Origin of the sequence: Novipirellula methanifontis (assembly GCF_052161655.1) — a bacterium.
In the GTDB taxonomy this organism is placed as follows: Bacteria; Planctomycetota; Planctomycetia; order Pirellulales; family Pirellulaceae; genus Novipirellula.
Map to the genome: position 1 here is coordinate 8559093 of NZ_CP197418.1, position 24919 is coordinate 8584011.

At 55.6% G+C, this 24919-nt stretch carries 22 protein-coding genes; 6 read left to right on the forward strand and 16 right to left on the reverse strand.

Annotated features, from left to right (window positions below; genetic code table 11):
- Positions 1-279 precede the first annotated feature (279 nt).
- From SH528x_RS30450 to SH528x_RS30465, 4 genes are all read left to right on the forward strand, one after another.
- Positions 280-948, forward strand: a complete 669-nt coding sequence (locus tag SH528x_RS30450; RefSeq protein ID WP_442507187.1) for a zinc metallopeptidase — start codon at positions 280-282, stop codon at positions 946-948.
- Between the two features lie 103 nt (positions 949-1051).
- Positions 1052-3022, forward strand: coding sequence for a YjhG/YagF family D-xylonate dehydratase (locus tag SH528x_RS30455; protein WP_442507188.1), 1971 nt, complete (start codon positions 1052-1054; stop codon positions 3020-3022).
- A gap of 181 nt (positions 3023-3203) precedes the next feature.
- On the forward strand, positions 3204-4226 hold the full coding sequence (gene fba, locus SH528x_RS30460; RefSeq protein WP_442507189.1) for a class II fructose-bisphosphate aldolase: 1023 nt from the start codon (positions 3204-3206) through the stop codon (positions 4224-4226).
- 197 nt (positions 4227-4423) lie between these two features.
- The gene (locus tag SH528x_RS30465) at positions 4424-5857 is read left to right on the forward strand and encodes a class I adenylate-forming enzyme family protein (protein WP_442507190.1); all 1434 of its coding nucleotides are present in this window, start codon (positions 4424-4426) and stop codon (positions 5855-5857) included.
- Positions 5858-5864: 7 nt separating this feature from the next.
- Here SH528x_RS30465 and folD read toward each other — a convergent pair whose 3' ends face one another.
- Positions 5865-6764, reverse strand: coding sequence for a bifunctional methylenetetrahydrofolate dehydrogenase/methenyltetrahydrofolate cyclohydrolase FolD (folD, locus tag SH528x_RS30470; RefSeq protein ID WP_442507191.1), 900 nt, complete (start codon positions 6762-6764; stop codon positions 5865-5867).
- Positions 6765-6946: 182 nt separating this feature from the next.
- On the opposite strand from folD, the gene SH528x_RS30475 reads away from it, so the two are divergent.
- Positions 6947-8665, forward strand: a complete 1719-nt coding sequence (locus tag SH528x_RS30475; RefSeq protein ID WP_442507192.1) for an NADPH-dependent assimilatory sulfite reductase hemoprotein subunit — start codon at positions 6947-6949, stop codon at positions 8663-8665.
- 25 nt (positions 8666-8690) lie between these two features.
- Here SH528x_RS30475 and SH528x_RS30480 read toward each other — a convergent pair whose 3' ends face one another.
- Together SH528x_RS30480 and SH528x_RS30485 are read right to left on the reverse strand one after the other, a co-directional pair.
- Positions 8691-8888, reverse strand: coding sequence for a putative motility protein (locus SH528x_RS30480; protein WP_339937432.1), 198 nt, complete (start codon positions 8886-8888; stop codon positions 8691-8693).
- 250 nt (positions 8889-9138) lie between these two features.
- Positions 9139-10218, reverse strand: coding sequence for a substrate-binding domain-containing protein (locus tag SH528x_RS30485; RefSeq protein ID WP_442507193.1), 1080 nt, complete (start codon positions 10216-10218; stop codon positions 9139-9141).
- Between the two features lie 396 nt (positions 10219-10614).
- Between SH528x_RS30485 and SH528x_RS30490 the strand changes: the two genes are divergently transcribed.
- Positions 10615-11460, forward strand: a complete 846-nt coding sequence (locus SH528x_RS30490) for a serine/threonine protein kinase (RefSeq protein ID WP_442507194.1) — start codon at positions 10615-10617, stop codon at positions 11458-11460.
- A 261-nt stretch (positions 11461-11721) separates the two neighbouring features.
- Here the strand turns inward: SH528x_RS30490 and SH528x_RS30495 are convergent, their stop codons facing one another.
- From SH528x_RS30495 to SH528x_RS30555, 13 genes are all read right to left on the reverse strand, one after another.
- Positions 11722-12741 (reverse strand): ABC transporter substrate-binding protein, encoded by a 1020-nt coding sequence (locus SH528x_RS30495; RefSeq protein WP_442507195.1) that lies wholly within the window; start codon positions 12739-12741, stop codon positions 11722-11724.
- A gap of 152 nt (positions 12742-12893) precedes the next feature.
- Complete coding sequence (locus SH528x_RS30500) at positions 12894-14300, reverse strand: NAD(P)(+) transhydrogenase (Re/Si-specific) subunit beta (RefSeq protein ID WP_442507196.1); 1407 nt, start codon at positions 14298-14300, stop codon at positions 12894-12896.
- A 13-nt stretch (positions 14301-14313) separates the two neighbouring features.
- A complete protein-coding gene (locus SH528x_RS30505) occupies positions 14314-14619 on the reverse strand; it encodes an NAD(P) transhydrogenase subunit alpha (RefSeq protein WP_425571380.1) in 306 nt (101 codons plus the stop codon).
- A gap of 12 nt (positions 14620-14631) precedes the next feature.
- Positions 14632-15798 carry an NAD(P) transhydrogenase subunit alpha gene (locus SH528x_RS30510; protein WP_442507197.1) on the reverse strand — a complete coding sequence of 389 codons (1167 nt, stop codon included), beginning with the start codon at positions 15796-15798 and terminating at the stop codon, positions 14632-14634.
- A gap of 62 nt (positions 15799-15860) precedes the next feature.
- Positions 15861-16655 carry an ABC transporter permease gene (locus SH528x_RS30515; protein WP_442507198.1) on the reverse strand — a complete coding sequence of 265 codons (795 nt, stop codon included), beginning with the start codon at positions 16653-16655 and terminating at the stop codon, positions 15861-15863.
- Complete coding sequence (locus tag SH528x_RS30520) at positions 16655-17413, reverse strand: ABC transporter ATP-binding protein (RefSeq protein ID WP_442507199.1); 759 nt, start codon at positions 17411-17413, stop codon at positions 16655-16657. Before SH528x_RS30520 ends, SH528x_RS30515 begins: the two co-directional genes overlap by 1 nt.
- Positions 17414-17425: 12 nt before the next feature.
- Positions 17426-18619, reverse strand: coding sequence for a hypothetical protein (locus SH528x_RS30525; RefSeq protein WP_442507200.1), 1194 nt, complete (start codon positions 18617-18619; stop codon positions 17426-17428).
- Complete coding sequence (locus SH528x_RS30530) at positions 18616-20382, reverse strand: hypothetical protein (RefSeq protein ID WP_442507201.1); 1767 nt, start codon at positions 20380-20382, stop codon at positions 18616-18618. Before SH528x_RS30530 ends, SH528x_RS30525 begins: the two co-directional genes overlap by 4 nt.
- A gap of 13 nt (positions 20383-20395) precedes the next feature.
- A complete protein-coding gene (locus SH528x_RS30535; protein ID WP_442507202.1) occupies positions 20396-22060 on the reverse strand; it encodes a type II secretion system protein GspK in 1665 nt (554 codons plus the stop codon).
- Positions 22057-23049 (reverse strand): PilW family protein, encoded by a 993-nt coding sequence (locus SH528x_RS30540; RefSeq protein WP_442507203.1) that lies wholly within the window; start codon positions 23047-23049, stop codon positions 22057-22059. Before SH528x_RS30540 ends, SH528x_RS30535 begins: the two co-directional genes overlap by 4 nt.
- Positions 23050-23108: 59 nt before the next feature.
- Positions 23109-23618, reverse strand: a complete 510-nt coding sequence (locus SH528x_RS30545) for a type II secretion system protein (protein ID WP_442507204.1) — start codon at positions 23616-23618, stop codon at positions 23109-23111.
- A complete protein-coding gene (locus tag SH528x_RS30550) occupies positions 23615-24250 on the reverse strand; it encodes a hypothetical protein (RefSeq protein ID WP_442507205.1) in 636 nt (211 codons plus the stop codon). Before SH528x_RS30550 ends, SH528x_RS30545 begins: the two co-directional genes overlap by 4 nt.
- 15 nt (positions 24251-24265) lie before the next feature.
- Positions 24266-24856, reverse strand: a complete 591-nt coding sequence (locus SH528x_RS30555; protein WP_442507206.1) for a type II secretion system protein GspG — start codon at positions 24854-24856, stop codon at positions 24266-24268.
- Positions 24857-24919: the final 63 nt, after the last annotated feature.

The window sequence follows — 24919 nt, forward strand, 5'->3', positions numbered from 1 at the left end:
GCAAACCAAATTCACAGCCAATTCAAGTTCACGAGGCCGTGGAAATTGGCAACCACCCGGTCATCGTGCCTCGGATTGTAATGGCTGGGCCTAGGTTCTGACGAGCATGGCCCGATTCGTTTTATATGGACCAAAAACGTGCAAAATGGGTGTCCTATTGCCAAGAATCACTCCTGATGCCGCGAATGGTCCACAAGTTGCGTGTAAGACATGGTATCGCTTTGCGCTGTCGTTTTGGCGTCAAAGTGTGTGTTTACTCAATGAGGTGGTAAAGAGCCAATGATGCTTTACTTTTTGTTTGTGTTGCCACCCTTCCTGCTTGGTCTGTATGCCCAGTGGAAGGTGAAGTCGGCATTTGCGCAAATGAGCAAAATATCGACTCGAATGTCGGGCGCCCAAGCGGCTCGCCGGATGCTCGATAGCGCTGGGTTAAATTCGGTAGGAATCGAACAAGTCGGCGGCAGATTGAGCGATCACTACGACCCGCGTGCGAAAGTACTGCGGTTGAGCAGCGACGTTTACAACGGCCAAAACATGTCGGCGGTCGGCGTTGCCTGTCACGAGGCGGGGCACGCGTTCCAGGACGCTCAAAATTACGCACCGTTGATGATTCGCAACACCGCAGTCCCCGCAGCGAACTTTGGTTCGGGCGCTGGGATTTGGATGTTGTTGGGCGGGATCTGGTTCGGCATCCCTGCCTTGGCATGGATTGGCGTGATTTTGTTCGCGGCGGTCGTTTTTTTCCAGTTAATCAACTTGCCAGTGGAATTCAACGCCAGCTCACGAGCTCGCGAGCAACTTGTCTCGCAAGGGATCATCGCGGGCAACGAAGAACATTATGTCGCCAAGGTTCTCAATGCTGCGGCATTGACTTACGTTGCCGCAACGCTGCAATCGATCATGACGCTGGCGTACTACCTGTTCATCCTGTTAGGCGATCGCCGCTAAATGTGGGATAGGCTTCTAGCCTGTCATCGAGTTCCCTCGCGGATCATTTCAAGCTACGGTAGGACGATCCCCATTCGTCCTACCGTTTTTTTGTGGTGCCCCTATGAGCGAACCTGATTATTTTGGTGCTCTTGAAAATGTCTCCCCCGTCCAAACCAAAGCAACCGGGCCGACCGGAAAGCTGCCTCTGAGTGACGAGATTCTGCGAAACTGGAGCAGCGGCGATCTGTTTGGATTGACCCAAAGCGTCGGCATGGGATTCGACCCGCGGCGTGTTCTGGGCGACCAATATCTGATCCTCAGCACGCAGGGTGGGATGCGGAATCCGGATGGTACCCCGATCGCACTCGGCTACCATACCGGGCACTGGGAAGTCGGTTTGCTGGTCCAGGCGGCGGCGGAACAAGTTTGCAAAAACGACGGGGTTCCCTTTGCCGCGTTTGTCAGCGATCCATGCGACGGACGGACGCAAGGAACACAGGGAATGTTCGACTCACTTCCCTATCGCAATGATGCGGCGATGGTGATGCGGCGTTTGATCCGCTCGCTGCCCCAGCGCAAAGGAGTCATCGGCATCGCGACATGTGACAAGGGATTGCCGGCGATGATGATGGCACTGGCCGGATGCAGCGGGCTTGCCAACGTGTTGGTTCCTGGCGGCGTGACATTGCCGCCCACCGTGGGTGAAGACGCGGGCAAAGTACAAACGATTGGCGCTCGCTATTCACGCGGTGAAATGTCGCTCGAGGAAGCGTCCCTCGAAGGTTGCCGAGCGTGTGGTACGCCAGGCGGCGGTTGCCAGTTTTTGGGGACCGCGGCGACTAGCCAGGTCGTTGCCGAAGCCCTCGGGATGACCGTACCGCACGCGGCGCTCGCTCCGAGCGGGCAACCAATTTGGACCAAATTGGCTCGCGATTCAGCCGAAGCTTCAAGGCAAATGGTGCTGCGAGGCCAATCGCTTCGCGACGTCTTGACAGACGATGCGATCTTTAACGCGATGTTGATTCACGCGGCGGTCGGAGGCAGCACGAACTTGTTGCTGCACATCCCTGCGATCGCGGCTGCCGCCGGTCTGAAACGGCCTGACGCTGCTGCGTTTCGCAAAGTCAACCAAATGGTGCCTCGCTTTGTTGACTGTTTGCCCAATGGTCCTGTCGGCCATCCCACGGTGCGATTGTTCTTAGCGGGCGGTGTTCCCGAGGTCGCATGGCATTTGCGAGAACTTGGACTGCTCCGCGCCGAAGCGATCACGGTCACGGGTAAAACATGGAACGAATTGATCGACGAGTGGAGAGCGAGTGATCGGCGTCAGGTTTGTCGCGACCGCCTCGTCGAAGCCGACGGTGTCGATCCTGATGAAGTGATCATTCCGCCCGCCGAAGCAACGCGTCGTGGGATGACCAGCACGGTTTGTTTCCCCAGCGGCAATCTCTGTCCAGAGGGCTCGGTGATCAAGGCGACGTCGATTGACCCCAGCGTGGTCGACGAAGACAACGTCTATCGAAAACGGGGCCCGGCCCGGGTCTTCACCACCGAACGTGCTGCGATCGCCGCGATCAAAGGACAAACCGAACCGACGATCAAGGCGGGTGACGTGATCGTGTTGATCGGCCGCGGGCCGCTGGGCTGTGGCATGGAAGAAACCTATCAGATCACCTCGGCCCTAAAGTACTTGTCGTTCGGCAAAGAAGTAGCCTTGATCACCGATGCTCGTTTTTCCGGGGTCAGCACCGGGGCCTGCATCGGACACATCGGCCCCGAGGCATTGGCGGGCGGCCCGATTGCCAAGATCCGCGACGGCGACATCATCGAGATCGAAGTCGACCGAGTTTCGCTAACCGGCAGGGTCGATTTGGTGCTCGAAGAAGGTGCCCCCGAAACGACGGTCCAACAGCGGTTTGCCGCACGCGGCCCGCACCCGGATTTGGCCGTTGAAGCGGCAATGCCAGCCGATACGCGATTATGGGCAGCACTGCAACAAGTCGGCGGAGGAACTTGGGGCGGCTGCGTGTACGACGTGGACGAGATCGTAGCGACGCTTGAAGCGGGGCTAAAGGCAAGACAGGGGCAATGAGAAAGCCGTTGGCGATAATTCGCTCGTTTGGGCGGCGATTCCACGCATCCGCTTGGTGCTGACCCACTTTTGCTCGTGGGGGAAACCGCATCCTAAAGCCCTTGCGAGACGGGGCCAGTCGGGGATAATCCGTACAAACTTGAACTCACAAACTCTTCCTCAAGCACTCAGGTAGCTAGTCATGGCTTTGGTTCCACTTCGCGTTGTACTCGACCACGCAGCAGAAAATGATTACGGCGTTGCCGCGTTCAACGTCAACAACATGGAACAGATTCAAGCGATCATGGAGGCGGCCGAAGAAACCGATTCGCCCGTGATCATCCAAGCATCGCGTGGCGCTCGTTCGTACACGCAAGACAACTACCTGCGTCACTTGATGATCGCAGCGACCGAGTTGTACCCACACATTCCAATCGTGATGCACCAAGATCATGGCAACAGCCCTGAGACTTGCTTGTCGGCAATCGACAACGGTTTCACCAGCGTCATGATGGACGGCTCGCTCGAAGCCGACGGCAAGACCCCTGCCGATTACGATTACAACGTTCGCGTTACCGCCGAAGTTGTCAAAGCCGCTCACGCTCGCGGCGTCAGCGTTGAAGGCGAACTCGGTTGCCTCGGTTCGCTCGAATCGGGTGGCGGTGAGCAAGAAGACGGTCACGGCGCCGAAGGCGTTTTGACTCACGACCAATTGTTGACCGATCCTGATGAAGCAGCTCGCTTCGTTGCCGAAACCGGCGTCGATGCTTTGGCGGTTGCGATCGGCACCAGCCACGGAGCGTACAAGTTCACCAAGAAGCCAACCGGTGAAGTTTTGGCAATGAGCCGAATCGAAGAGATTCATGCGAAATGCCCTAACACTCACTTGGTCATGCACGGCAGCAGCTCGGTGCCACAAGAGCTTCAAGACATCATCAACAAGTACGGTGGTGAAATGAAGCAAACCTACGGCGTGCCTGTTGAAGAAATTCAACGCGGTATCAAGAGCGGTGTTCGTAAGATCAACGTCGACACCGATTGCCGCATGGCGATCACCGGAGCGATCCGCAAGGTATTGACCGAAGACAAGAGCGCCTTCGACCCACGTGCTTACTTGAAGCCAGCTCGCGCCGCGATGAAGGACGTTTGTGTCGCACGCATGGTTTCGTTCGGCCAAGCCGGCAACGCAGCAAAGCTTCGCAAGACCCTAAACGTCACTGCCTAAAGTGGGATAGGCTTCCAGCCTGTCATTCCATGAACAACTACCTTCCCCAACATCGCTTGGGGAAGGTTTGGTATAAGTCAGTTTTGTGCGTAGCGAAACTCGCAGAGAGTTTCGACGATGAGCAATGGAGACCGAAAGTCTCTGCGACTTTCGCTACGGATAGAAATTACTAAACGGGATCACTCTTCCCATTTCTTATGCACACGAATCTGCTCGATGCGTTTGACGAACAGGTGCAATCGCGAGCCGATTCGGTCGCCCTGATCACTTGGGAAAACGAGCAACCTTGCTCGCGATCTTGGCGTGAATTAGCGTCGCTGGTCCAGACGACGGCGGCCCATCTTGATGACCTCTTCGCATCATCGCCTGCTTTGCCAAAACGAATCGGCTACACCAGCAGCAATACGATCGACGACGTCGTGCTCACTCTCGCCGCCGCTCGCGTCGGTGCGATCAATGTCCCCATCAGCCGAAAGGCAAGCTCGGCACACCAACAGGCATGCTGGGACCGCGTCGGGGGTCACTGGATTGGCGAAGAGTCCTTGGTCGCCTTTCGCTCCACGAAAGTTGCGGAAGACGCTACTTTCGCGGAGCGAAAGGCGACAGATCCCAAATCAGCTGCGCTAATTCTTTGGACCAGCGGCACCAGCGGGACTGCGAAGGGCGTCATGCTCTCGCACCAAACACTCGTCAAAAACGCCTACGCCAAACTCAGGGCGGTGCCGCAATCACCGACCGACGTGCGGCTCACCAGCCTGCCGCTGGCGCACGCCTACTCGCGGACATGTGACTTTGGCACTTGGCTATTAAGTGGCTGTACCCTTGTCCTAACTTACGGCTACGCGGGCTGGAAACAACTGGCCCTGCATGCCCAACCGACGCTCGCCAACGTCGTTCCTAGCTTGGCCAATCGGCTTCTCGATGAAGAGCCAGACTCATTTGGACTGTCACGACTAAAAATTCTCGGCTGTGGCGGCGCGGGACTCACGTCCGAAACGTTTGACCGCTGGGCTGAGCGAGGCGTCACTGTGATTCAAGGTTACGGATGCACCGAAACGGGTCCCGTGATTTGCAGTGCGACTCCTGCGGATCCCATTCCCGGATTGGTCGGTCGTCCGGTCGAAGGATGGGAAACCGACATCCGCGGCGGACGATTATTTGTCCGTGGCGATCACGTGATGTTGGGGTATTGGAACGATCCCGAAGCGACCGAGCAGCGAATCGACCGTGATGGCTGGTTTGAAACGGGCGACCTCGTGGAAGTCGATGCAAGTTCAAAACAGTTTCGGATTTTGGGACGCAGCGATGATGTGATTGTGCTGCCCAATGGTCACAAAATTTTTCCAGCCTCGATCGAACAACGAATCAACCCACTGCCCCGCATCCAGCATGCGATGCTGATTTACCGTGATGACTCGCTGCAATTGTGGCTTGATATTCACGAGGACGCGGACCGCTGCGAAATCGATGAGAGTGTTGGCCAAGTGCTGGCAAATGACGCTTCGTGGCAGGTCCCAGATCAACTGCATTACTTTTCGCCGCCGCTGAGTACACTCGATGGTGAGCTGACGGCAAAAGAGACAATTTGCCGCAGCCGCATCCTTGAAAACCGATTTTCAGCGAGCGAGTAAAGTCGTCTTATGCGTTTTGCAGACGCGTCGCCAGAACAGTGTTGTGCAGCAGCATTGCGATCGTCAGCGGGCCGACGCCGCCAGGAACGGGGGTGATCGCCGATGCGACTTCCGCTGCTTCGGCGAACGCGACGTCACCGACCAACTTGTCACCGACGCGGTTGATCCCGACATCGATCACGACGGCACCAGGTTTGATCATGTTGCCCTTGATCATCTCGGGAACACCCACGGCGGCGATCAGACAGTCTGCGGACTGGCAAACTTCGGCTAGATTCGCGGTTCGGCTATGAGCGATCGTGACCGTGGCATTGGCTACTTCGCGGCCGCAGCTTCCGTCACGCTGAGCCAACATCATCGCCATGGGCTTGCCAACAATGTCGCTGCGTCCGACGACCACGACATGTTTTCCGGCCACAGAGATGTTGCAGCGATGCAGTAACTGCACGATGCCATGCGGGGTGCAAGGCAAAAAACGCGGCCGCCCCTGCATCAAAAGACCGACGTTTACCGGTGAAAACGCGTCAACGTCTTTAAGTGGATCAACCGCATCGAGTACCGCTCGCTCGTCGAACCCGGCGCCCCCATTGCCTGTGGCGGGCAGCGGCAATTGAACCAAAATCCCGTTAACCGTGTCGTCATTGTTCAGCTCGGCTACCAATTCCAACAATTGAGCTTGACTGGTATCTGCGGGCAAACGGTGCGTGCGCCCCTCAATTCCCGCTTTTTCGCAGGCCCGTTGCTTATTGCGGACATACACCTGGCTGGCGGGGTCCTCACCCACCAGGACAGCGACGAGGCAAGGAACCACGTCGCGGCCTAGATCCTGCTTGAGTTTCTCGACATCCAGGGCCACTTCGGAACGGATTTCAGCGGCAATTCGCTTGCCATCGAGTATTTCTGCCATTGAGTTTCTCGCGCGGGAAAAAGAGTCATTTTGATCGCCATAGTGGCATTTCGGTCTCGTCGTTATAGTATTCGTAAACCGCACACCTTTGCGGAACCCCACTGGGTACAACGACGCCGCCGACGTGCGACTGATTGTGCCAACTATTTACGTAAACGAAATCTCACAGGATTTGAGTCTCGATGTCTACCGACGCTCCAAAATTAAGCGCTAACGAATCAATCAAAGAGGAAAGCAATTTCCTGAAAGGCACGATCGACGTCGAGTTGACCGAGGACACGGATCAATTCAATAAAGACAATCAACAGCTGCTGAAATTCCACGGCACCTACCAACAAGACGACCGCGACGTTCGCATGGCCGCGAAGAAGACCGGCGGCGGCAAAGAGTTTTCGATGATGGTTCGCTGCCGAATTCCCGGCGGCCGAATCACGTGCGACCAAATGCTCGCTCAATTGGATCTGTGTGACGAACTTGGCAATTCGACGCTCAAGATCACCACGCGACAAACGCTGCAGATTCACGGAGTGGTCAAAGGCAACCTTCGCAAGGCGATACACCGCATCAACGAGATTCAACTCTCGACGCTTGCAGCGTGTGGCGACGTCAACCGAAACGTCGTCTGCTGTCCCGCCAAACGAGTGGACGTGGTTCATCGCGACATGCAAGTCCTGACGGATGCCTTGGTCGTGGCACTCGCGCCGCAAACCCCTGCCTATCACGAATTGTGGGTTACCGATCCTGACAGTGGCGAGTCGACACTCGAAGGTGGCGGCAGCGGTGAAGTCGTCGAACCACTTTACGGACCGACTTACTTACCACGTAAATTCAAAGTCGGCATCGCGCTTCCCGATGACAACTGCATCGACATCTACGCTCAGGACCTCGGCTTCCTGGCGGTGGTTCGTGATGACAAAATCATCGGCTACAACGTGTTGGTCGGCGGCGGCATGGGAACAACTCCTTCGGCCAAAAAGACCTTCCCGGCACTCGCCAAGCGAATGGCCTTCTGCACCCCCGAGCAGGCTGTCGACGTTGCCATCGCGGTGGTCAAGGTGCAACGTGATCACGGAAATCGCGAAGACCGAAAAGTCGCGAGGATGAAATACTTGATCGCCGACTGGGGTATCGAAAAGTTCCGCAGCAAGGTCGAAGAGTATTTCGGCGAACCGCTGCAAGATTGCACCGAAGATGACGTGCACGAAGTCGATGACCACATGGGTTGGCAAGAACAAGGCGACGGCAAATGGTCGTACGGCTTGAACATCGAAAATGGCCGTTTGTACGACAACGAAAACCATCAGCTCAAAGCGACGATTCGCGCGGTATGCCACGAGTTCAAAACAGAACTTCGCATGACCACGAATCAAAGCATCATCTTCACCGATATCGAAGAAGGTGACCGAGAGAAACTGATTGGAATCATTCGCAAACACCGCGCGACGCTGACCGAAGACATCAGCATGGTGCGTCGTTGGTCGATCGCTTGCGTGGCACTTCCAACTTGCGGGTTGGCGATCACCGAGAGCGAACGACGTTTGCCAAGCATCATCGATTCGATTGAACAGCCATTGGCAAAGCTTGGGCTGGACAAAGAACGATTCACGCTGCGAATGACTGGTTGCCCGAACGGATGTGCTCGGCCCTACAACGCCGACTTGGCGTTGGTCGGAAAAGCCAAGGACAAGTACACGCTGTTTGCCGGCGGTGGCTGGGTTGGCGACCGCATGGCCTACATCTACAAGGACTTGGTTAAGGACGCCGATGTCGCGGATGAGTTGATCGGAATCTTCTCGGCTTACAAGTCGAATCGTCTCGATGGCGAATCGCTGGGTACGTTCTGCACCCGAGTAGGCCGCGACGATTTGGAAGTGCTAGCTGCTGCCGCACCTCGCCCGTAGTTAGCTGCCTGAAAACGAGCTCACTTTAGACGCGGACGTCGAGATGTCCGCTTGAGATTTGCGATTGAACCTGCTTGGCTTGCTCAAGCATGGCGTTGATCGCATCGCCGGTTTGCTTCTGCACGTCCATGCCTTTGGCAATCACTGCGATCTGCACTTTCTGTTGCGTCGCATCGTTGCGAGCGTTCAGTACACTCGCGACGGCAGGATGAATCGATGACATGAGCAAACCTTGGTCGTGATCAGAGAATTTTCAAAAAGGATGAATCGCTTCTTCCTTTGTCGAAACTTACGTCACCTATCGATTCAAATTCGGCATCCTCTTGTAGAGACTCGAGGATTCTCAGATCGATTCCCACCGTTTCGCCCCGCTCGGTCCGGTTGTAACGATTGGGCAAGCAACTCAACTGTAGGTTAGGCTTCCAGGCTCGTCATGGGCGCAATGACAGGCTGGAAGCCTATCCCACACTGGACTACTGCAGGAAGACCTCCGGGACAGGTTTGTCCGATAGCTCGTCGATGATTCCCTGGCTCCGCTCTTGGGCGTTCAGGACCTCCATTTTGCCGACGAACATCATCACCTTGCCTCCTTCGGGCAACGCGTCTTTGATCAACTTGCCCGCCGCTCGTCCGGCCATGTAGTTACTGGTCCCAAGATAGAACTTGCGTTTTGAAGTTGGCGCGTCACTGTCTTGACAAATCACCGTCATCGACTCACAGGCTTCGTTGATCATGCCGACTTGGTTCGCCGGGTCGATCGGACTGATCGCAACCCCATCGAGTTTGTTGGCGGCGTTGGTTTCGAGGTATCGTTTTTGTTCCTCGATCGAACCAGTCGACGGCATCTGCACATCGACTTTGCATCCAAATTGCTCGGCAGCTTTGTTACAGCCAAATTCGGCCAGCGTCCAAAACGGATCGATACTGTTACTGATAAACGCGACATGCACGCCTTTGCCATCGAGATCCGATTCGGGCGACAATTTAGGGCCATTGCCTGCCTTGATCGCATCAATACGATCCGAAAACGTCTGGACATTTTTGGGCGTGATCGTATCGTGCGGAATATAGATCAGACCTGATTCGGGCACCTCGACGGGCTTGTCTTTGGCGAGCATCGTCAACCACTCAACACTGCGATAACCAAAATCGTAGGGCTGCTGAACGATGGTACCGACGACCGTGCCTTCACGAATTCCGGCCAGCGTTTCTTGATGCTCATCAAACGCAACCACTTTGACTTTGCCCACCGCATCACTGCTGCGGAGTGCCGCCAAGATCATCGGCGTATTGATGTTCCACAGCCCGACGAGACAGGCCACGTCGGGATTCGTCAATAGCGTCGTTTCAGCGTTCTCTTTCGCTTTACTGTTGTCTTGGTTGTCGGTCAAAATCCCCAAAACGGTGTATTTTCCGGCTTCCAGCGGAAAACGGCCCGAGCCCTTGGTCGGAGCCGAAGTTTTCCCAGAGGAAGCGTCCTTCGACGCGTTTTCTTTGGATGAACCACACCCCACCACCAACAACATGCAAATTGCAAACGACAAATAACGCACAGCGAGCGCCTATCAAAATGTGAAATCGAGATTTGGAAAATCGAATTCTCATCATAACGGAACTCCATCCCTCGCTGTCAGCACCCAACGGCATCTTTGCAGCGGTTACCGAATCATTCCCGATCCGCGAATGAGGCCGCTTGGCAATGATCCATACGCCATGGGTGTGCAAAACGCCACGTAGGCACGTTACGGCCCTGCAAACCCAAACGGTCGTTCCGGTTAGGCAGTTTCGGATGTTTCTAGGGTTCCGTCTCTACCGGTTCGACCTAGCTAGGCTTACTGGTCGATGCTGTGACGGTGGAACGCTCCGATGACGTCGGTGCGGATTCGGTAGCGAGGATGCGGTGCCCTCTGTCTTCTTCTTAGTTCAACACGCTGGTGGGGAAACTTACGATGTCCAAAGTTTCAACGAAAAATCCAAATGCTGCAGCAACACGCCCCACCGACTCGCGCGGAACGATCTTAGGTATTTGGCGACTTGGAAAAATGATCCATCAAGGCGAGATGGCGGAATTGGCTTATGCGCAACCCGCCGACGCCACCGGCAGCCCTCGCTGGGATTATGTCGTACGGCGTGGGATTGGCGAAAACACAATCGAATCACTGCGGCAAATCCAGCAATTCACGGCCTGCGCGACCGAGGTGTTTCATCCAAATTTGATCGCGGTCTTGGACGCGTCCGATTCCGGCACGTCGCCCTTTTTGGTGATGCCAAAGTTGGACGCGTTGACGATGCACGAGCATTTGAACCAACAGCCTCGTAAACCGCTGCCGGTGGGTCTATGGTTGGTGCGTCAAGTCGCACAAGCACTCGAAGCGATGCATGCAGGCGGCTGGGTACACGGCGACGTGAAACCAATGAACGTGATGGTCGGTGCGACCGGACACGTTACGCTAATCGATCTTGGCTTCGCCGAACGTGTGCACTGCTCTCCCAAACGATTGTTTCGAGGCACGCCCGAGTACGCGGCTCCCGAAACGATGACGGACAAGATGGTGGCGCTACCAGCGTCAGACATTTTCTCGCTCGGACGAGTCCTTTGGCAATGGTTAACGCGAGTCGAAGCGGCCAGCGATCTACTGCTTTCGCCAGTGGCGGAACTCGTAGAAACGATGATCTCGCCTCGCCCCAGCGATCGCCCCACCGCCGCCCACGTGACACGGCAATTGCTGCGGCTTGAAATCGAGAGTCTCGGTTGCCACATCGAACCCGACAAACGCCGCCGACGCGCCGCGTAAAAATGTAGAAAAGGCTTCCGCCGGTTTGCCTATTTCCCTTCTCCCAAAATATCTACGACGATGCCCGCTGGGACTCGATTGATATTGACGAAAATGCCTCGGACAGATGTCCGAGGCTATCGAAAGTTGTCGCCCTGCGATTGGTGTGCGGGTGAATGAATGACGCCTCAACAAAATGCTCTATGCTGTTAGCACCGCGTTCGCCCCGCGGCCTAGATTGAAACATTTAATGCCGATGACAGGCTGGAAGCCTATCCCACATTATTTGATAAATTGCGAGGTAAAGCAGTCGGTGGCGTGGACTTTGTCGCCGTCGGCGAGGCCGAGTTGGACCATCTGGGATACTAAAGTCTGCCAACGCTCGTCCGTCATCTGGCCAAGCGATTCAGGTGGCATCCCCTCAGGCAACGCGAGCGTTTTGAGTTCTTGATGTCCAAATTGCAACGCCTCGATCGTCATACCGTGCTGGTTCGCTTTCAAGATCGCCTCGTTTCCCAATTTGGGATCGGATAAATAATGCTGCCAACCTTCCCGCGTAGCATCGACAAAATCTTGAACCAAATCGGGTTGGTTGCGAACCATGTCACCAGTGGTGATCAGGACGCTTGAGTACGGGTTCCAGCCGATATCGCTGAGCATCAACTTGCGAACTTTGCCCCCTTGTTGTTCCGCCAGCAATGGTTCCGCGAACGAGTACGCCTGGATCGCGACATCCTTGTCCGTCACTAGCGACGATACGCTGCCGTGATAGGGAACCTCTTTGACTTGATCCAGTAGTCCTTTGGAACGCATGAACTCGAGAAACGCTCGCCCCCCTTGCCGCTGCAGCGTTTTGCCGGCGAGATCCTCGAACTTCGTCACGCCGCTATCTTCGCGAACCAAAATACAGCGAGGATGATTTTGCATCGTCGCCAACACTGCCACGATGTCGGCCCCTTGATTACGAAACAACACCACATCGTCGGCGTTGGCCATCGCAAACTGGACACGTCCCAAGACCAATTCCGGAGCCACGGGGCTTTGCCGCCCGCCGGGCCGGATGTCTACATCCAATCCGTGTGAGTGGAACGTTCGATCGGCTGCGGCTTGATACAAACCACCATGCTCGGATTCGGGAAACCAATTCAGTTGAACCGCCACGGACTTCAGAGCTTCGCCACCAACAATCGGCGGTGGCGACGGATTCGTCGATGAATCCGAGGATCCACAACCGCTGATCATGACGCAGCCAATGAGAATGAATACAGACCGCAGCAAGCTGAAAGGGTGGCTAGACATCATAAATTTTTCTTAGCGTAAATCGCGGGGAACCCAAATTGATCAGTGACGCATTCCCGGCGTAGTGGATCTTGCTAAAGATCCCACATGCAGGATCTTTAGCAAGATCCACTACGGGGGTTATTGGCTTCGCACCGGATCGGCCGACCCTATGCTCAGTTTTTGAACTGTGCAATCACGGCGGACAGTGACTGTTTGGCATCCCCAAATAGCATCCGCGTGTTTTGGCCAAAGAACAGCGGATTATCGACTCCGGAAAATCCTGAAGCCATCGAACGCTTCAGCACAAACACAGTGCGTGCATAATCGACATTGATGATCGGCATCCCATAAATCGGACTATTCTCGTCCTCGCGAGCGGCCGGATTCACAACATCGTTCGCTCCGATCACGACCGCGACATCAACGTTTTCGATCCGCCGATTGATGTCTTCCATTTCGACCAATTGGTCGTAGGGCACATTGGCTTCGGCTAACAAAACGTTCATGTGTCCGGGCATGCGGCCGGCAACGGGGTGGATCGCGTAGCTGACTTCCGCCCCATTGGCTTCGAGCAATTCTCCCAATTCCCGCACCACATGTTGGGCTTGGGCGACCGCCATCCCGTAACCCGGCACCATCACGACTGACGATGCCGCCTCGAGGATCAGGTAAGCGTCATCGGCAGAGATCGGCTTGACCTCGCCTTCGACTTTTGTCGCTTGCGTGGTCGCGGCAAAGCCAGAGAAAAGTACATTGCTAAGCGAACGATTCATCGCCTTGCACATGATGTTTGTCAAGATGATGCCCGCAGCCCCGACCAGCGAACCGGCCACAATCAAAATCGAATTATCAATTGCAAGTCCCGCGGCACACGCTGCCAGCCCTGAGTAACTATTCAGCAGCGAGATCACGACCGGCATGTCGGCACCGCCGATTGGCATCACGGCCATCACGCCCAAGATCAGCGACAACACGATCACCGCGATGACCAGTGGCAATGTCCAAGCGGGCTGCAAAAAGATCAACACGCTGCATACGAGCAGGGCGAACACGTTAAACAAACTGAGGAACCGTTGGCCTGGCAACGACATCGCCGCACTGCTGATCGTTTCGGATAATTTCCCCCAAGCAACCAAACTGCCTGAAAACGTAATACCGCCGATCAGGATCGAGATCAGAATTGTGATCATCGTGAACGCCGATACTGCGGGCGTGTCGGGGGTGGCGACCACCGCTGAAATATGAGGGCTGTCGCTCATGTAAAGCGCCGCCCAACCGACCAACAAACTTGCGATCCCGCCCGAACCGTTGAACAACGCCACCATTTCGGGCATCCCGGTCATCGCGACACGGCGCGCGGCAACCGCACCGACGAGCGTCCCTGCAACCGCCGCGACGGCGATCCAGCGATAATCGATGATCTCGCTGGACGCCAGCGTGACCAGGACTGCGACCAGCATTGCCAGCGAAGAAATCAGATTGCCTCGCACCGCCGTGGCGGGAGAGCTGAGCAATTTCAAACCGTAGATAAATAAAACTGCGGCGAAGATGTAAACAGCGCCGATTAGTTCCGCACTCATGGATCGCCTTTTTTCAAACTTGGTCTTTGACGGGAGCTTCTTTTTTCTTGAACATACCGAGCATGCGGTCGGTCACCATGTAACCGCCAACGACGTTGACCATCGCAAAAAAGACGGCGATCGCGCCGAGTGCCGTGGCCCAATCGCTCATCCCCGCACCGGCCGAGGTAATCGCGCCGACTACGGTGATCCCCGAGATCGCATTCGCCCCGGACATTAACGGTGTGTGCAGCGTCGCCGGCACTTTGGAAATCAATTCAAAGCCCAAAAAAATCGACAGCATCAAAACGAAGCCGAGATAGACCGCTTCCATACCCATGATTGTTCTCGCTTACGCATTCAGGTTTCGGATGGTTTCGTTAACGATTTCACCCTCGCGGGTAATGACCGCCGCTTGGATGATTTCGTCGTCGGGGCTGAGCACCAATTGCTTGGTCTCGCTATCCCAAAACTCTTCGATCAAGTTCAGCAGATTATTGGAGTACATTTCGCTGGCGTTGCGGCTGACCTTGGATGGCAAGTTGCCTTGCCCGATCACCTTCACACCACCGACATCGGTGATCTGGTTAAGTACCGAGCCTTCGACATTGCCGCCCGACTCGACTGCCATATCGACCACCACACTGCCGGGCTGCATCGCCTCGAGCATATCGCGAGTCACGATGACCGGGGCGCGTCGGCCGAACAACTGAGCCGTCGTGATGACGACATCGGATTCCGCGATGATTTTCTTTTGACCTTCTTTTTGCAATGCAACCTGTTCGTCGGTCAGTGCTTTGGCGTAGCCTTGTTCCGTTTGCCCGACTTCGCCCAGATCAATTTCGACAAACTTCGCACCCAACGAGCGAACTTGTTCTGCGGTCACCGGCCGAGTGTCAAAGGCCTCGACGCGAGCCCCGAGCCGCTTTGCTGTCGCGATCGCTTGCAGCCCCGCGACTCCCACACCGATCACAAACACGCGGCAGGGCCGAATGGTTCCCGAGGGCGTCATCATCATCGGGAACGCTTTAACGCTGTGATAGGCCGCCTGGATCACGGTGACGTAGCCCGCCAAGTTGGACTGGGACGAGAGCGCGTCCATTTTCTGAGCCCGTGTGCTCCGCGGAATCATCTCCATCGAGATCGCGGTCACACCGTGCGTCGCCAACGAATCCACCAGCGCGCGTTCATTGTACGGATCGAGAAAACTGATGTGGACTCCGCCTCGCCGAAGACCGCTGATTTCACTCGCGTCGGGTTTGCGTACTCGCAAGATTAGATCGGAATCGGCCAAGATGGATTGCCGATCGGAGTGCAACGTGACGCCCGCTTCGATGTAGGCATCGTCGCTGAAACCGGAACCGACCCCAAGGCCGGATTCGGCCACGATTTCAAATCCGCTGCGGATCAGCTTCTTAGCATTGGCGGGCACCAACGCGGTTCGCAATTCACCCGGCCAAGTTTCCTTGGGCACTCCGATTCGCATTTTGTCCCTCATCGTGAAGCTTCGATTTTTCATTCGCTCGGTCCCCAAGCGTAAGCGAACCGACGTCACAATGAAAGCAGAGAGACCTGAACTCGTTACCTTTTGCGATCGCCCGATGTCCAGCGATGAAAAACCGTCGCGGCAAGCAGGTTGACGACTGCGAATAGCAACAAACCTAATACAGTCGATGCAAAAATCGCTGCAATTAACGCGTCGGTCCGCTGAAAACCTTGCCAACCCGTCATCAGCGTTCCCAGCCCATCGTAGTTCGATCCGTTGCCGACAAAAAACTCGGCGACAATGGCTCCGATCACCGCAAGCCCGCTGCTCGTTTTCATACCAAGCATCAAATAGGGAACTGCCGTTGGCAATTGCAATTTCAACAATCGCTGCGTTCGCGAGGCCCCATACAAACGAAACATATCATTCAAATCCGTTTGAATCGCCAGCAGTCCCTCAGTGACGCTGTTGACGATTGGAAACAGACAAACGATGACCGTCACGATCACGACGGTGCGAAATTGGTAACCGCTCCAAGTGATCAATAGCGGTGCGATCGCGACGATGGGAACGGTTTGCAAAAACACCACGTAAGGGAAAAACGCTTTGCGAATCGATCGTGATTGACTAAACGCAATCGAGATCACGCATCCAATCACCACGGCTGCAAACAGTCCCGCCGTGGCCGCTAGCCCGGTGACGTAGGTGCCGCGAAGCAGCGATTTGCGTTCCTGGATCGCGGTCCAAAGCACTTGGCTTGGCGACGGCAGCAGAATGGGCGGCAATTCAAAATACCAAATCACGCCCTTCCACATCGCTAATAGCACCAACGCCCCTGCGATCACCGAAACGACACTTTGGGCAACCGATTTCCAAGCACGAGAATTCATCACGGCGTGCCCCTCAGCGTATCGCTGACCGTGCCGTAAAACTCGCCAAACTCGGCGGTGCGACGCAGTTGTTCATCACGCGGCCAGGCCAGCGGATTGTCCATCGTTTGCGTGACTTTGCCGCTGTGCATGACAAGGATTTGATGCGACAACAGGCAAGATTCAGCGATATTGTGCGTCACCATCACCACGGTAAGCGAAAGATCTCGCCAAAGTTTCAGCAGCAATTGGCCGAGCGAATTCCGCAGCATGTCGTCGAGCGCCGCGAAGGGCTCGTCCATCAACAGCACACTGGGTTCGGTAACCAAGGCACGCGCCAAAGAGACACGCATCTTCATGCCACCGGACAACTGATGCGGATGGCGATGCAGTGCGTCGCCGAGCCCCATCATCTCTAGCATCGCCGCTGCTTTGTCGCGTCGCTGAGCTGCCGTATCACGAGCAATCAGCTCAAGCGGCAGCAACACATTGCCGAGCGTGTCTCGCCAAGGCAATAGCGAGGGTTGCTGGAAAACAAATGCCACATCGCCACGACGACGCGCCGCCGTGCTGTCCACAAATTGCACCTTGCCGGAGACCGGAGACTGCAGCCCGGCGATCAACCGCAGCAATGTCGTTTTCCCACAACCACTCGGACCAATCAACGTCGTGATCTTGCCAGCGGCAAAATCGGCCTGAACCTCGTCAACGGCGCGAATACCATTGTCAAATTGGACAGTGACGTGGTCACATCGAATGGTGGAGGCACGCAGGGTCAATGCGGGGATTACTCAGTATTCTATCGGTTCCGATTTCTTTGCCGCGTCCGCCAGCACACCGGCGGGTTTCAATTCGAACCGTCGACCATCGATCTCGAGCAACACGTATTTCGGTGTCACTTCAACGACCTTTCCTTTGAGAGTTCCGATCTCAAATTCGTCATCGACACGCAGTTTTAGTGTTTTACCCTTTGTTCGAACATTCATCCATGCCGTCCAATCGTCGCGGCCTTGGACCAACGCGGTCAACACCGTCTGAGTCGAATCGTCGAACATCGGTTTGGCATCGGGCTCTTTTGGCGGTGGTGGTGGATCGCCTACTTTGACGACCAATTTCTGCTCGGTCGTGCGGTTGGGGTACCCATCATCGGTCACGCGAATGTTGACGTCGAACTCTTGTTTGGTATCCGATTTAACGGTCAGCGTGCCGGTCCGTTCGTCAAGTCGTACAAAGTCGGGTGCCGATTCGAGCAATTCAAATCGCAGCTTGTGTCCTTCGGGATCTTTGAACGTTAGCGGCGTGGTCGAGTCTTTGCCGACAATCGCATCGACCACCGATTTGCCCGTGAACTGCGGTGCCTTGTTCGGTGGTTCAAAAAAGTTTCGATTCAAAATCGGTTCGTGATACGCGGCGACCGTCGGTTCCACACGCCATGATCGCGAGGTCGGCGGTTTCGCATCTTCGGCTGCAGCCGAAAGTGCGATCACATCGACGCTCATCTTCACATCAAAACGGCTCGCTTCGTCACGTGCCGGAGTGATCACAAGTTTGCTCATCCGATGCAAATAATCCTTTGCATAAAACGTATGCAAAAACTCAACCAGCTTTGGCAGATCGGTACGACCATCGACGCTGTAGGAGAGTCGTTGATACAGATCGCCCACGGGCAACATGTTGGTTCGATTGACACGTGGATTGCTCAGTCCGTTTTGCTCCACGGCGTCCAGCAACCAGCTTTGGTAATCGCTGTGGGCACGTTCAGGATTTCCGGGCAAAGATCGCGACAAGTATTCGCCCAATTGACGGTCGGCATAAGCTCCGTCAAGCAAGCGATCTTCGAGCTTAATTTTCTCGTTGTTAAGCGCATCGAGCCGCGTGGTCCGGCTTCGCACGGCTGTTTGATACTTGCTGACGCCCCACTGGATCGCCAACGCGCCCATCAGTCCACCAATGGCAATCGCTAAGAATCGTTCACGTTGATTCATGATTGCACCTCAGGAACAGTGGTCGCAGGATTTTCAGGATTGGGGGTTGATTCCGAAGCGGCAGGTTCCGGTTCAGCGGCGGGCGTTTCCGCAGCAGGCGTTTCGGGTTCGGTACTAGGCGTATCGAGTTCGACGACAGGCGAGTCGGGTTCTGTCACAGGCGGTTCTGCTTCAGTCGCAGGCGTTTCAGTGACAGCAGTTTCGGTCACTGCGACTTCCGGTTCCGCAGCAGAAGCCTCCGGTTTTGGCGACTCCACTTTCGGCGTTTCCGGTTCCGGTTCCGATTCAGTCACGACTTGCGACTCGTCCGCCGACGCGGTGCGTGCCTGTTCCACTCCCGTATACCGTCGGGCTCGTGCATGGTGTGGCGGGATCGCAATTTTCTCAGTAAACACCCATCGATAGGCGTTTTTGGCGTCCTGCTCGCTGGCCCCTTCACTGGTCACGCTGTGATTTTCGTCACGAATCGAGGACTCGAGTTTTTCGATCACGCTGGGGTTAATCGCCGAGCCACTCAATACGACCGTGCTGACGCCAGAGCGAATATCGCTGGTCGCCACAATCGACTTGAGAATGACTTCTTCTGCCGGCGGCAGTTTTTTGGCTAGCGTACGAATCTCGTCGAGCCAGATCGCATCGGCATCAAGGAACTGGTCGATCTTTTCGGTTTCGGCAATAAACTGCTCGGCCTCTTTGACCGGTTCTTTCATTGCCGCGTTGGCTTGATTGAGTTGGTCAATTTCGGCATCCAGATTGCTGAGTTTGCGATAGCCGAGATAGCCCAGCAATATTGCTGCGGCAACCGGCACGCCAATGAGCAAGGCGGTGCGTCGGTGATCCGGTTTCTCTTCGACCCGTTCGCGAGGATGCAAAAAGTCAATCAAACGGTCGGCATGCGTTTCTTCACAGGCCAACAATCCGACCAGCGGAGCGAGTCGACCGACATGGCTTGGCAGTTGGTCTTTGATCTTTGCATCGACATCGACCAAATCAAATGGATTAACGACATCCACCGGGGCGTCGAGCGCCTCGCTGAGGATTTCGACGTCATCGCGGTGAACCGATTCACGGCCCCAGAGCACAATCTTGTCGGGCGATTTACAGCCACACGCGAGCAAGCTGCGTTTGAGTTCATTGACGAGAGCCCTTGGACGCGCCGATTCACCCGAGGGCATGCGGACGGTACGTACGAAAATCACCTTGTTGCCGCGAGCCACCACGATTTCGGCATCATCGGACAACAAATCGATCAGCACAACATCGCCTGAACCGAGCGACAGCTTTGGGCGAGTCAGATAAAACGCCGCAGCGGAAAGAGGCCGCAGCGTGATTCGCTTGACCATTAACGAGGCATCGCTGCAAATTTCTTTGACTTCGGCTAATTTTGCCGGAGCGACCGCCGCCACGATCGCGTTGACGTTTGCATCGGTGCGATTGGTGACCAAATAATCAATCGTGGCACTTTCGCCAGCCGAAGCGAAACTGCGAATCGCTTGAAAGCGAACAATGTCCGGCAATTCCTCGTCCGGCACCGGCGGAAATTGCAATTCCCGCAGTTCGGCTTTACCGCGTCCGATCGCCACCAGGGTCTCGATTTTTTCGAGTCCTCGTTCGGCAATGGTTTTGCGAAGCGTTTCAAAGATACCGGACGGCAACATCGGCACGACCGCCGCATCGGTGATCGTGGTTTGGGATGCGGTGCACTGCGCAGCAACGAACCGTAATTCGGTTTCGTCCCAATCGATGGCTAATTTTTTTGGCATGGTTTTCTTGTGGTCATTCGCTGGACAAGCCGGCAGAACGCTGGCCCAACACGGACAAATCAAAACCCCGTCCTAGATGGCTGAGGTCTTTCCAGGAGATTACTTTGGGGTTCACACTGGTTGCATCAATTATCACTTCACTACGACTGGCGATCCCCGATTGCTCGAAATAGCCAACAATCTGAGCTCGATAGACGTCGCCTCCGCCAGTCAGCAGCGGAATCAGCGTTCTCATCTGATCCAGAGTCACAATACCCTCAACGAGGGGCCAAGTCGCAAATTCGCGATTAGGATCATCCGACTCGGTCGTCCGTGACTCGATCAGTGCTTGCACGGTTTCTTCATCGAGCGTGGGGATGCCGTACAACAATTCCGCCGGACACTCATTCAGATTAATCCGACCTGGCAAAGAGTCGACATCTTGAGTGGTTAAAACGTCCATTAAAAGCGGTAAGTAGATCGCCATCGAGATCGGATCCTCGGCAAACGGCGACGTGTACTTCTTCTGATTGTCACCATTTCCAATCGTCACGCTCGATCCGACCAAGTCGAGCACCTGGTTCACCTTCGTCTTCGCACCGGCACTCAGGTCGAGTTGTCCAAATTCCTCGGCCGTCCAGACGCCGGCGGATTGAACATTCCCATTGTTATTGCCACTCGCTCCGGCTGCGGCCGCCACCGGTGATTCGCCATACATCCGGTACGCGACGACATAGCTTGCATACAACTCGTCACCCAAGGCGTCAAACAGCTCATCGTAAAGCGTTTCCAAGTCGTCGCTATTGACATCGACGCGAGGCAAACCGTCGCGAGTCCGGTTCCCTTCGGCTCCGTTGACGGTCAAGTAGGCGGCCCAGCCCAGGGATCCGGGCGTGTCGATGCCGACGCCGTATCGCTGCTGTTCATCGGCATCGAGCACACTATTTCGATTGGCATCGGCGCCGAACAACAGCGTCGGAGTGACACCGCGAACCAACAACAGTTCTTCGACACTTTTGATCGGTCCGTTGGCGGGCGAATAAGGTGTCGGTAGCGTGGTGTAATATTCCAGCTCGGCTCCGAACGGACGCATCTCATCATCACTGTCGAGCCAATCCAAAATGGCATCGGCAACATCCTCGGTCATCCCCGGCAGCGCCATCAGCAGCGACACCGCCAAGTTTTCAGTGTCCACCTCTTCGGTGTCCGCGCCGGTGAGCGCCAAGGTTGGAATAATCAGATCCGAATTTTCTTCGAGCACCGTTAACGTATTGATGTTCAACCGAGCGGACTCGTTTTGCAATCCGAAACGAATGCCGCCCAACGTTCCCGTCTCGGACATTCCTGGTGCCACGACGGTAAAATTCGCGGGGGTGACGCCATCGATTCCGTTGGAAACGGTAATTGCTTGAAACATCGAAGGATTGTTATACACCCCGCCGTAATCGAGTCGTGTGGTCGGTGGCTGCGAGAGCAGCAATCGAATCGTGTCGACGCCCGATTCCACGTTCACACGTGCTTGCACCAAATCGCCCGACAGGTTGGCGGAATCGTCGTAGGCGACCATTAACTCGGTGAACGAGTAAACCGCCATCGTGGCGACCGCAACCACCACCAGCACCAAGACTAAAAAGAAACCGCGGCGGGGTGCTCTCGCACGACGAGGTTGACGTAGAACCGTATTGTTTTCAGTGTTCATAGTCCGGTCTCCAGCAACTCGTCTTCGCTTTCTTCGATCGGACGCGACAGCGGTAAACGGACAATGTGGGTAAAAGTGCGAGCCGGACTCTCGTCGGACAATCCTGATTCATTGGCTGCGACAATCGTGGGGTCATTCATCGTCAAACGAACTTGAACCGCAGCGGGCAGTTCGCCCATTTCATCACTGCTCCACTGGATCTGCCAAATCGCACCATCCCAGTACGAGAACTCGATGCCGACAATCTCCGGCGCGAGCAGCTCGCCGGTTTGGTTCAGCGTCGCGATCGCTCCATTATCCATTGCATAGATCGTGGCTGCGCGATCCAGCGAACGGCGTACGAGCCCACCCGGGGAATCCATCGCCGAGGCGTTAGGGTCTTGCAGTGAGTCCACCACACCGCCAATCGCGCCAGCGTCTTGGATAAAATAGGAGACGGTTTTCAGATCGCTCGGGATATCGTCAAGCGTGGCTGCCGAGCCGTCCATCAATACCGAGTATTCCTCGAGACGGGGCAAGCGACTGAGGTCGATCTGAATTTGATATTGATTGCCGATCAATCCAGGCGTTTCCAGTACCGAGGTGCCGATCTGCAAGTCGACACCCACGTCGGTCATCGTGTCCATCGCGGAATCGTCCGTCGCCATGTCGCTTTCATCCGCCAATCCCGCTGCCGAAAGATCCTCACCGGAGCTTTCTTCGCCGCCCGCGCCACCACCGACAGCCTGAGTGGCCGACGAGGCAAGCAGTGTTTCGAGAGCCGACGTGTCGATCGGAATCGGATGCGCGGCCGAACGCAGATCATCTTCAATCATTTGCAGCACCGCGGTCGCCAATTGAACTTGGCGAACGTCCATGTCACGCGTGTTCATGGTGTCTGCATAAAACTGGATCGCACCGCCGATCAACATCATCAACACGACGGACAGCGATAACGTCAAAATCACCTCCAACAGCGTGAAGCCACGCATCGTCGTTGATCGCTCCACGATCTTACGTTTTGATCGCGGAGCGATCAACGACATTCTTTCATTGGGTTGTGCTGGGATCATTCTGCGGCCTCGGCTGACGCGGCGGCTTCGGCTTCCTTGGCTGCTTTTTCGGCGGCTTCAGCTTCTTCGAGTCCTAACGTGGGGTCAATCATCCAGCGGGTTAATGCATACATCGCAATCACAGGGCCACCATCGGGATCGGTCGCTTCGACCGTGACACGAACTGCCAACAATCCATCAAGCGAGGCCGGCTGGACTTCGACCGAGTATTGAAAGGGAATCATCGAACCCGAGTCGGCTGATTCCACCGGCGACATCGGCAAACTTTGCGGCGAGATGTTTTGCAACAAGATCTCGGACAACTTCGTCTGACACAAAATACGCGCCACCGACAACTCGCGTGCTTCCCGCGCCGCATCGGTTCCGGTCAAGGCAAGTTGGCTGAGCACCGCCAAGGAACCGCCGAGGATCGCGATTGAGAGCAGAATTTCCAGCAGCGAAAAGCCGCTGCGTTTTGCCGCCGCTTGACTGCGTGTTTTAAAAGGATGCAATGCAGAGCGAATCATGGTGAAATCTCCGCGGCCGTCATCTCGCCGATGGTCACATCGCCTGTGATACCGCGAAGTCTGACTGAAATTCGCCCCACTTCGGGTAGGAACACGACCACGGCGGCAGTGCTGGTGGTTCCATCGGGGTAAAACAGAATTGACTGTGATGTGCCGCTTGGCGATGCTCCCGCGACCACATCACCACTTTGTTGAGCGATAGTTAACGAGCGAGCCGACGAAACGACTTGGACCGATTCGATCACGACCGCCTCGGGAAGTTCGACCGTCATTTCGCTATCAGCATCGGTAGGCAGCGGCATTGCCACCACCGATGCTTGGTCGGCGCCCATCATCAAACTTGATTGTTGGCCCGCCGTATCGGTGGTCTCCACCGCGTCGCTCATCGAGAAATAGGGCCGGGTCTTCAGCACATTGGCATCCAACGCGGCGTCCATCACCATCACTCGACCTTGACGCATTGCATCAAGTCGCAACCGAGTCATCTCGATTTGCAATTGCTGAGCTGCACGCGAAAGACGCTGGTCACCCAGCATCATCGTGAAGTTTGGAATCACCACCGCAGCAATTGCCGCCATCAATGAAATAGACAGCAGCAATTCGAGCAGGGTAAAGGCGGTACGACGATTCACAGACAAGCTTCCCGATTAGGAGCCTTCAGCCGTGATGTCATCATCCGTGTTGACTTGGCCATCAGGTCCGGCACTACGAATTTCATATTTTCCGCTGTTAAGCGAATAGACCAATGGATTGCCCCAAGCGTCATTAGGAATGGCGTCCAGGATAGGGCGAGTCCACTTGGCTTTCTTGGCCGCGTCACTGGGGCCATCTTTGAGCGCTTCGATCGTCTCGGGCAGCGAACCCAATTTGATTCGATAACGCTCGATCGCTTGTTTGACCGAGTTGAGCTGAGTGGTGGTCGAGTCGCGGTACGCGTCCTCTTGAGCTCCACCAAGATTCATGATCGCGATACCGCCAATCACGACGAGGATGGACAACACGAGCAACAGCTCGAGTAGCGTAAAGCCCTTTCGTCGTCGGCTAGCGACACGAGCGTGAGGACGACGGACACAAGCGAGGTTGGTTTGCGAATGGCAATTCATCTGGATTGCAAAATCTTCAAGCAGAGGAAGGGGGACGGGTGAGGAAGCCGTAATGGCGGGGGTGTATTGCCGGCTCACTTGGGTTTGAAACGAGTGGTCCAGAGCAATAAACGTCCACGTTGCCGCTTTTTTCATCGACAGCAGACGTTCACGATTCGTTGATGACTGAAATGTTGCGGGGAAACGTTGCAGTGAAAA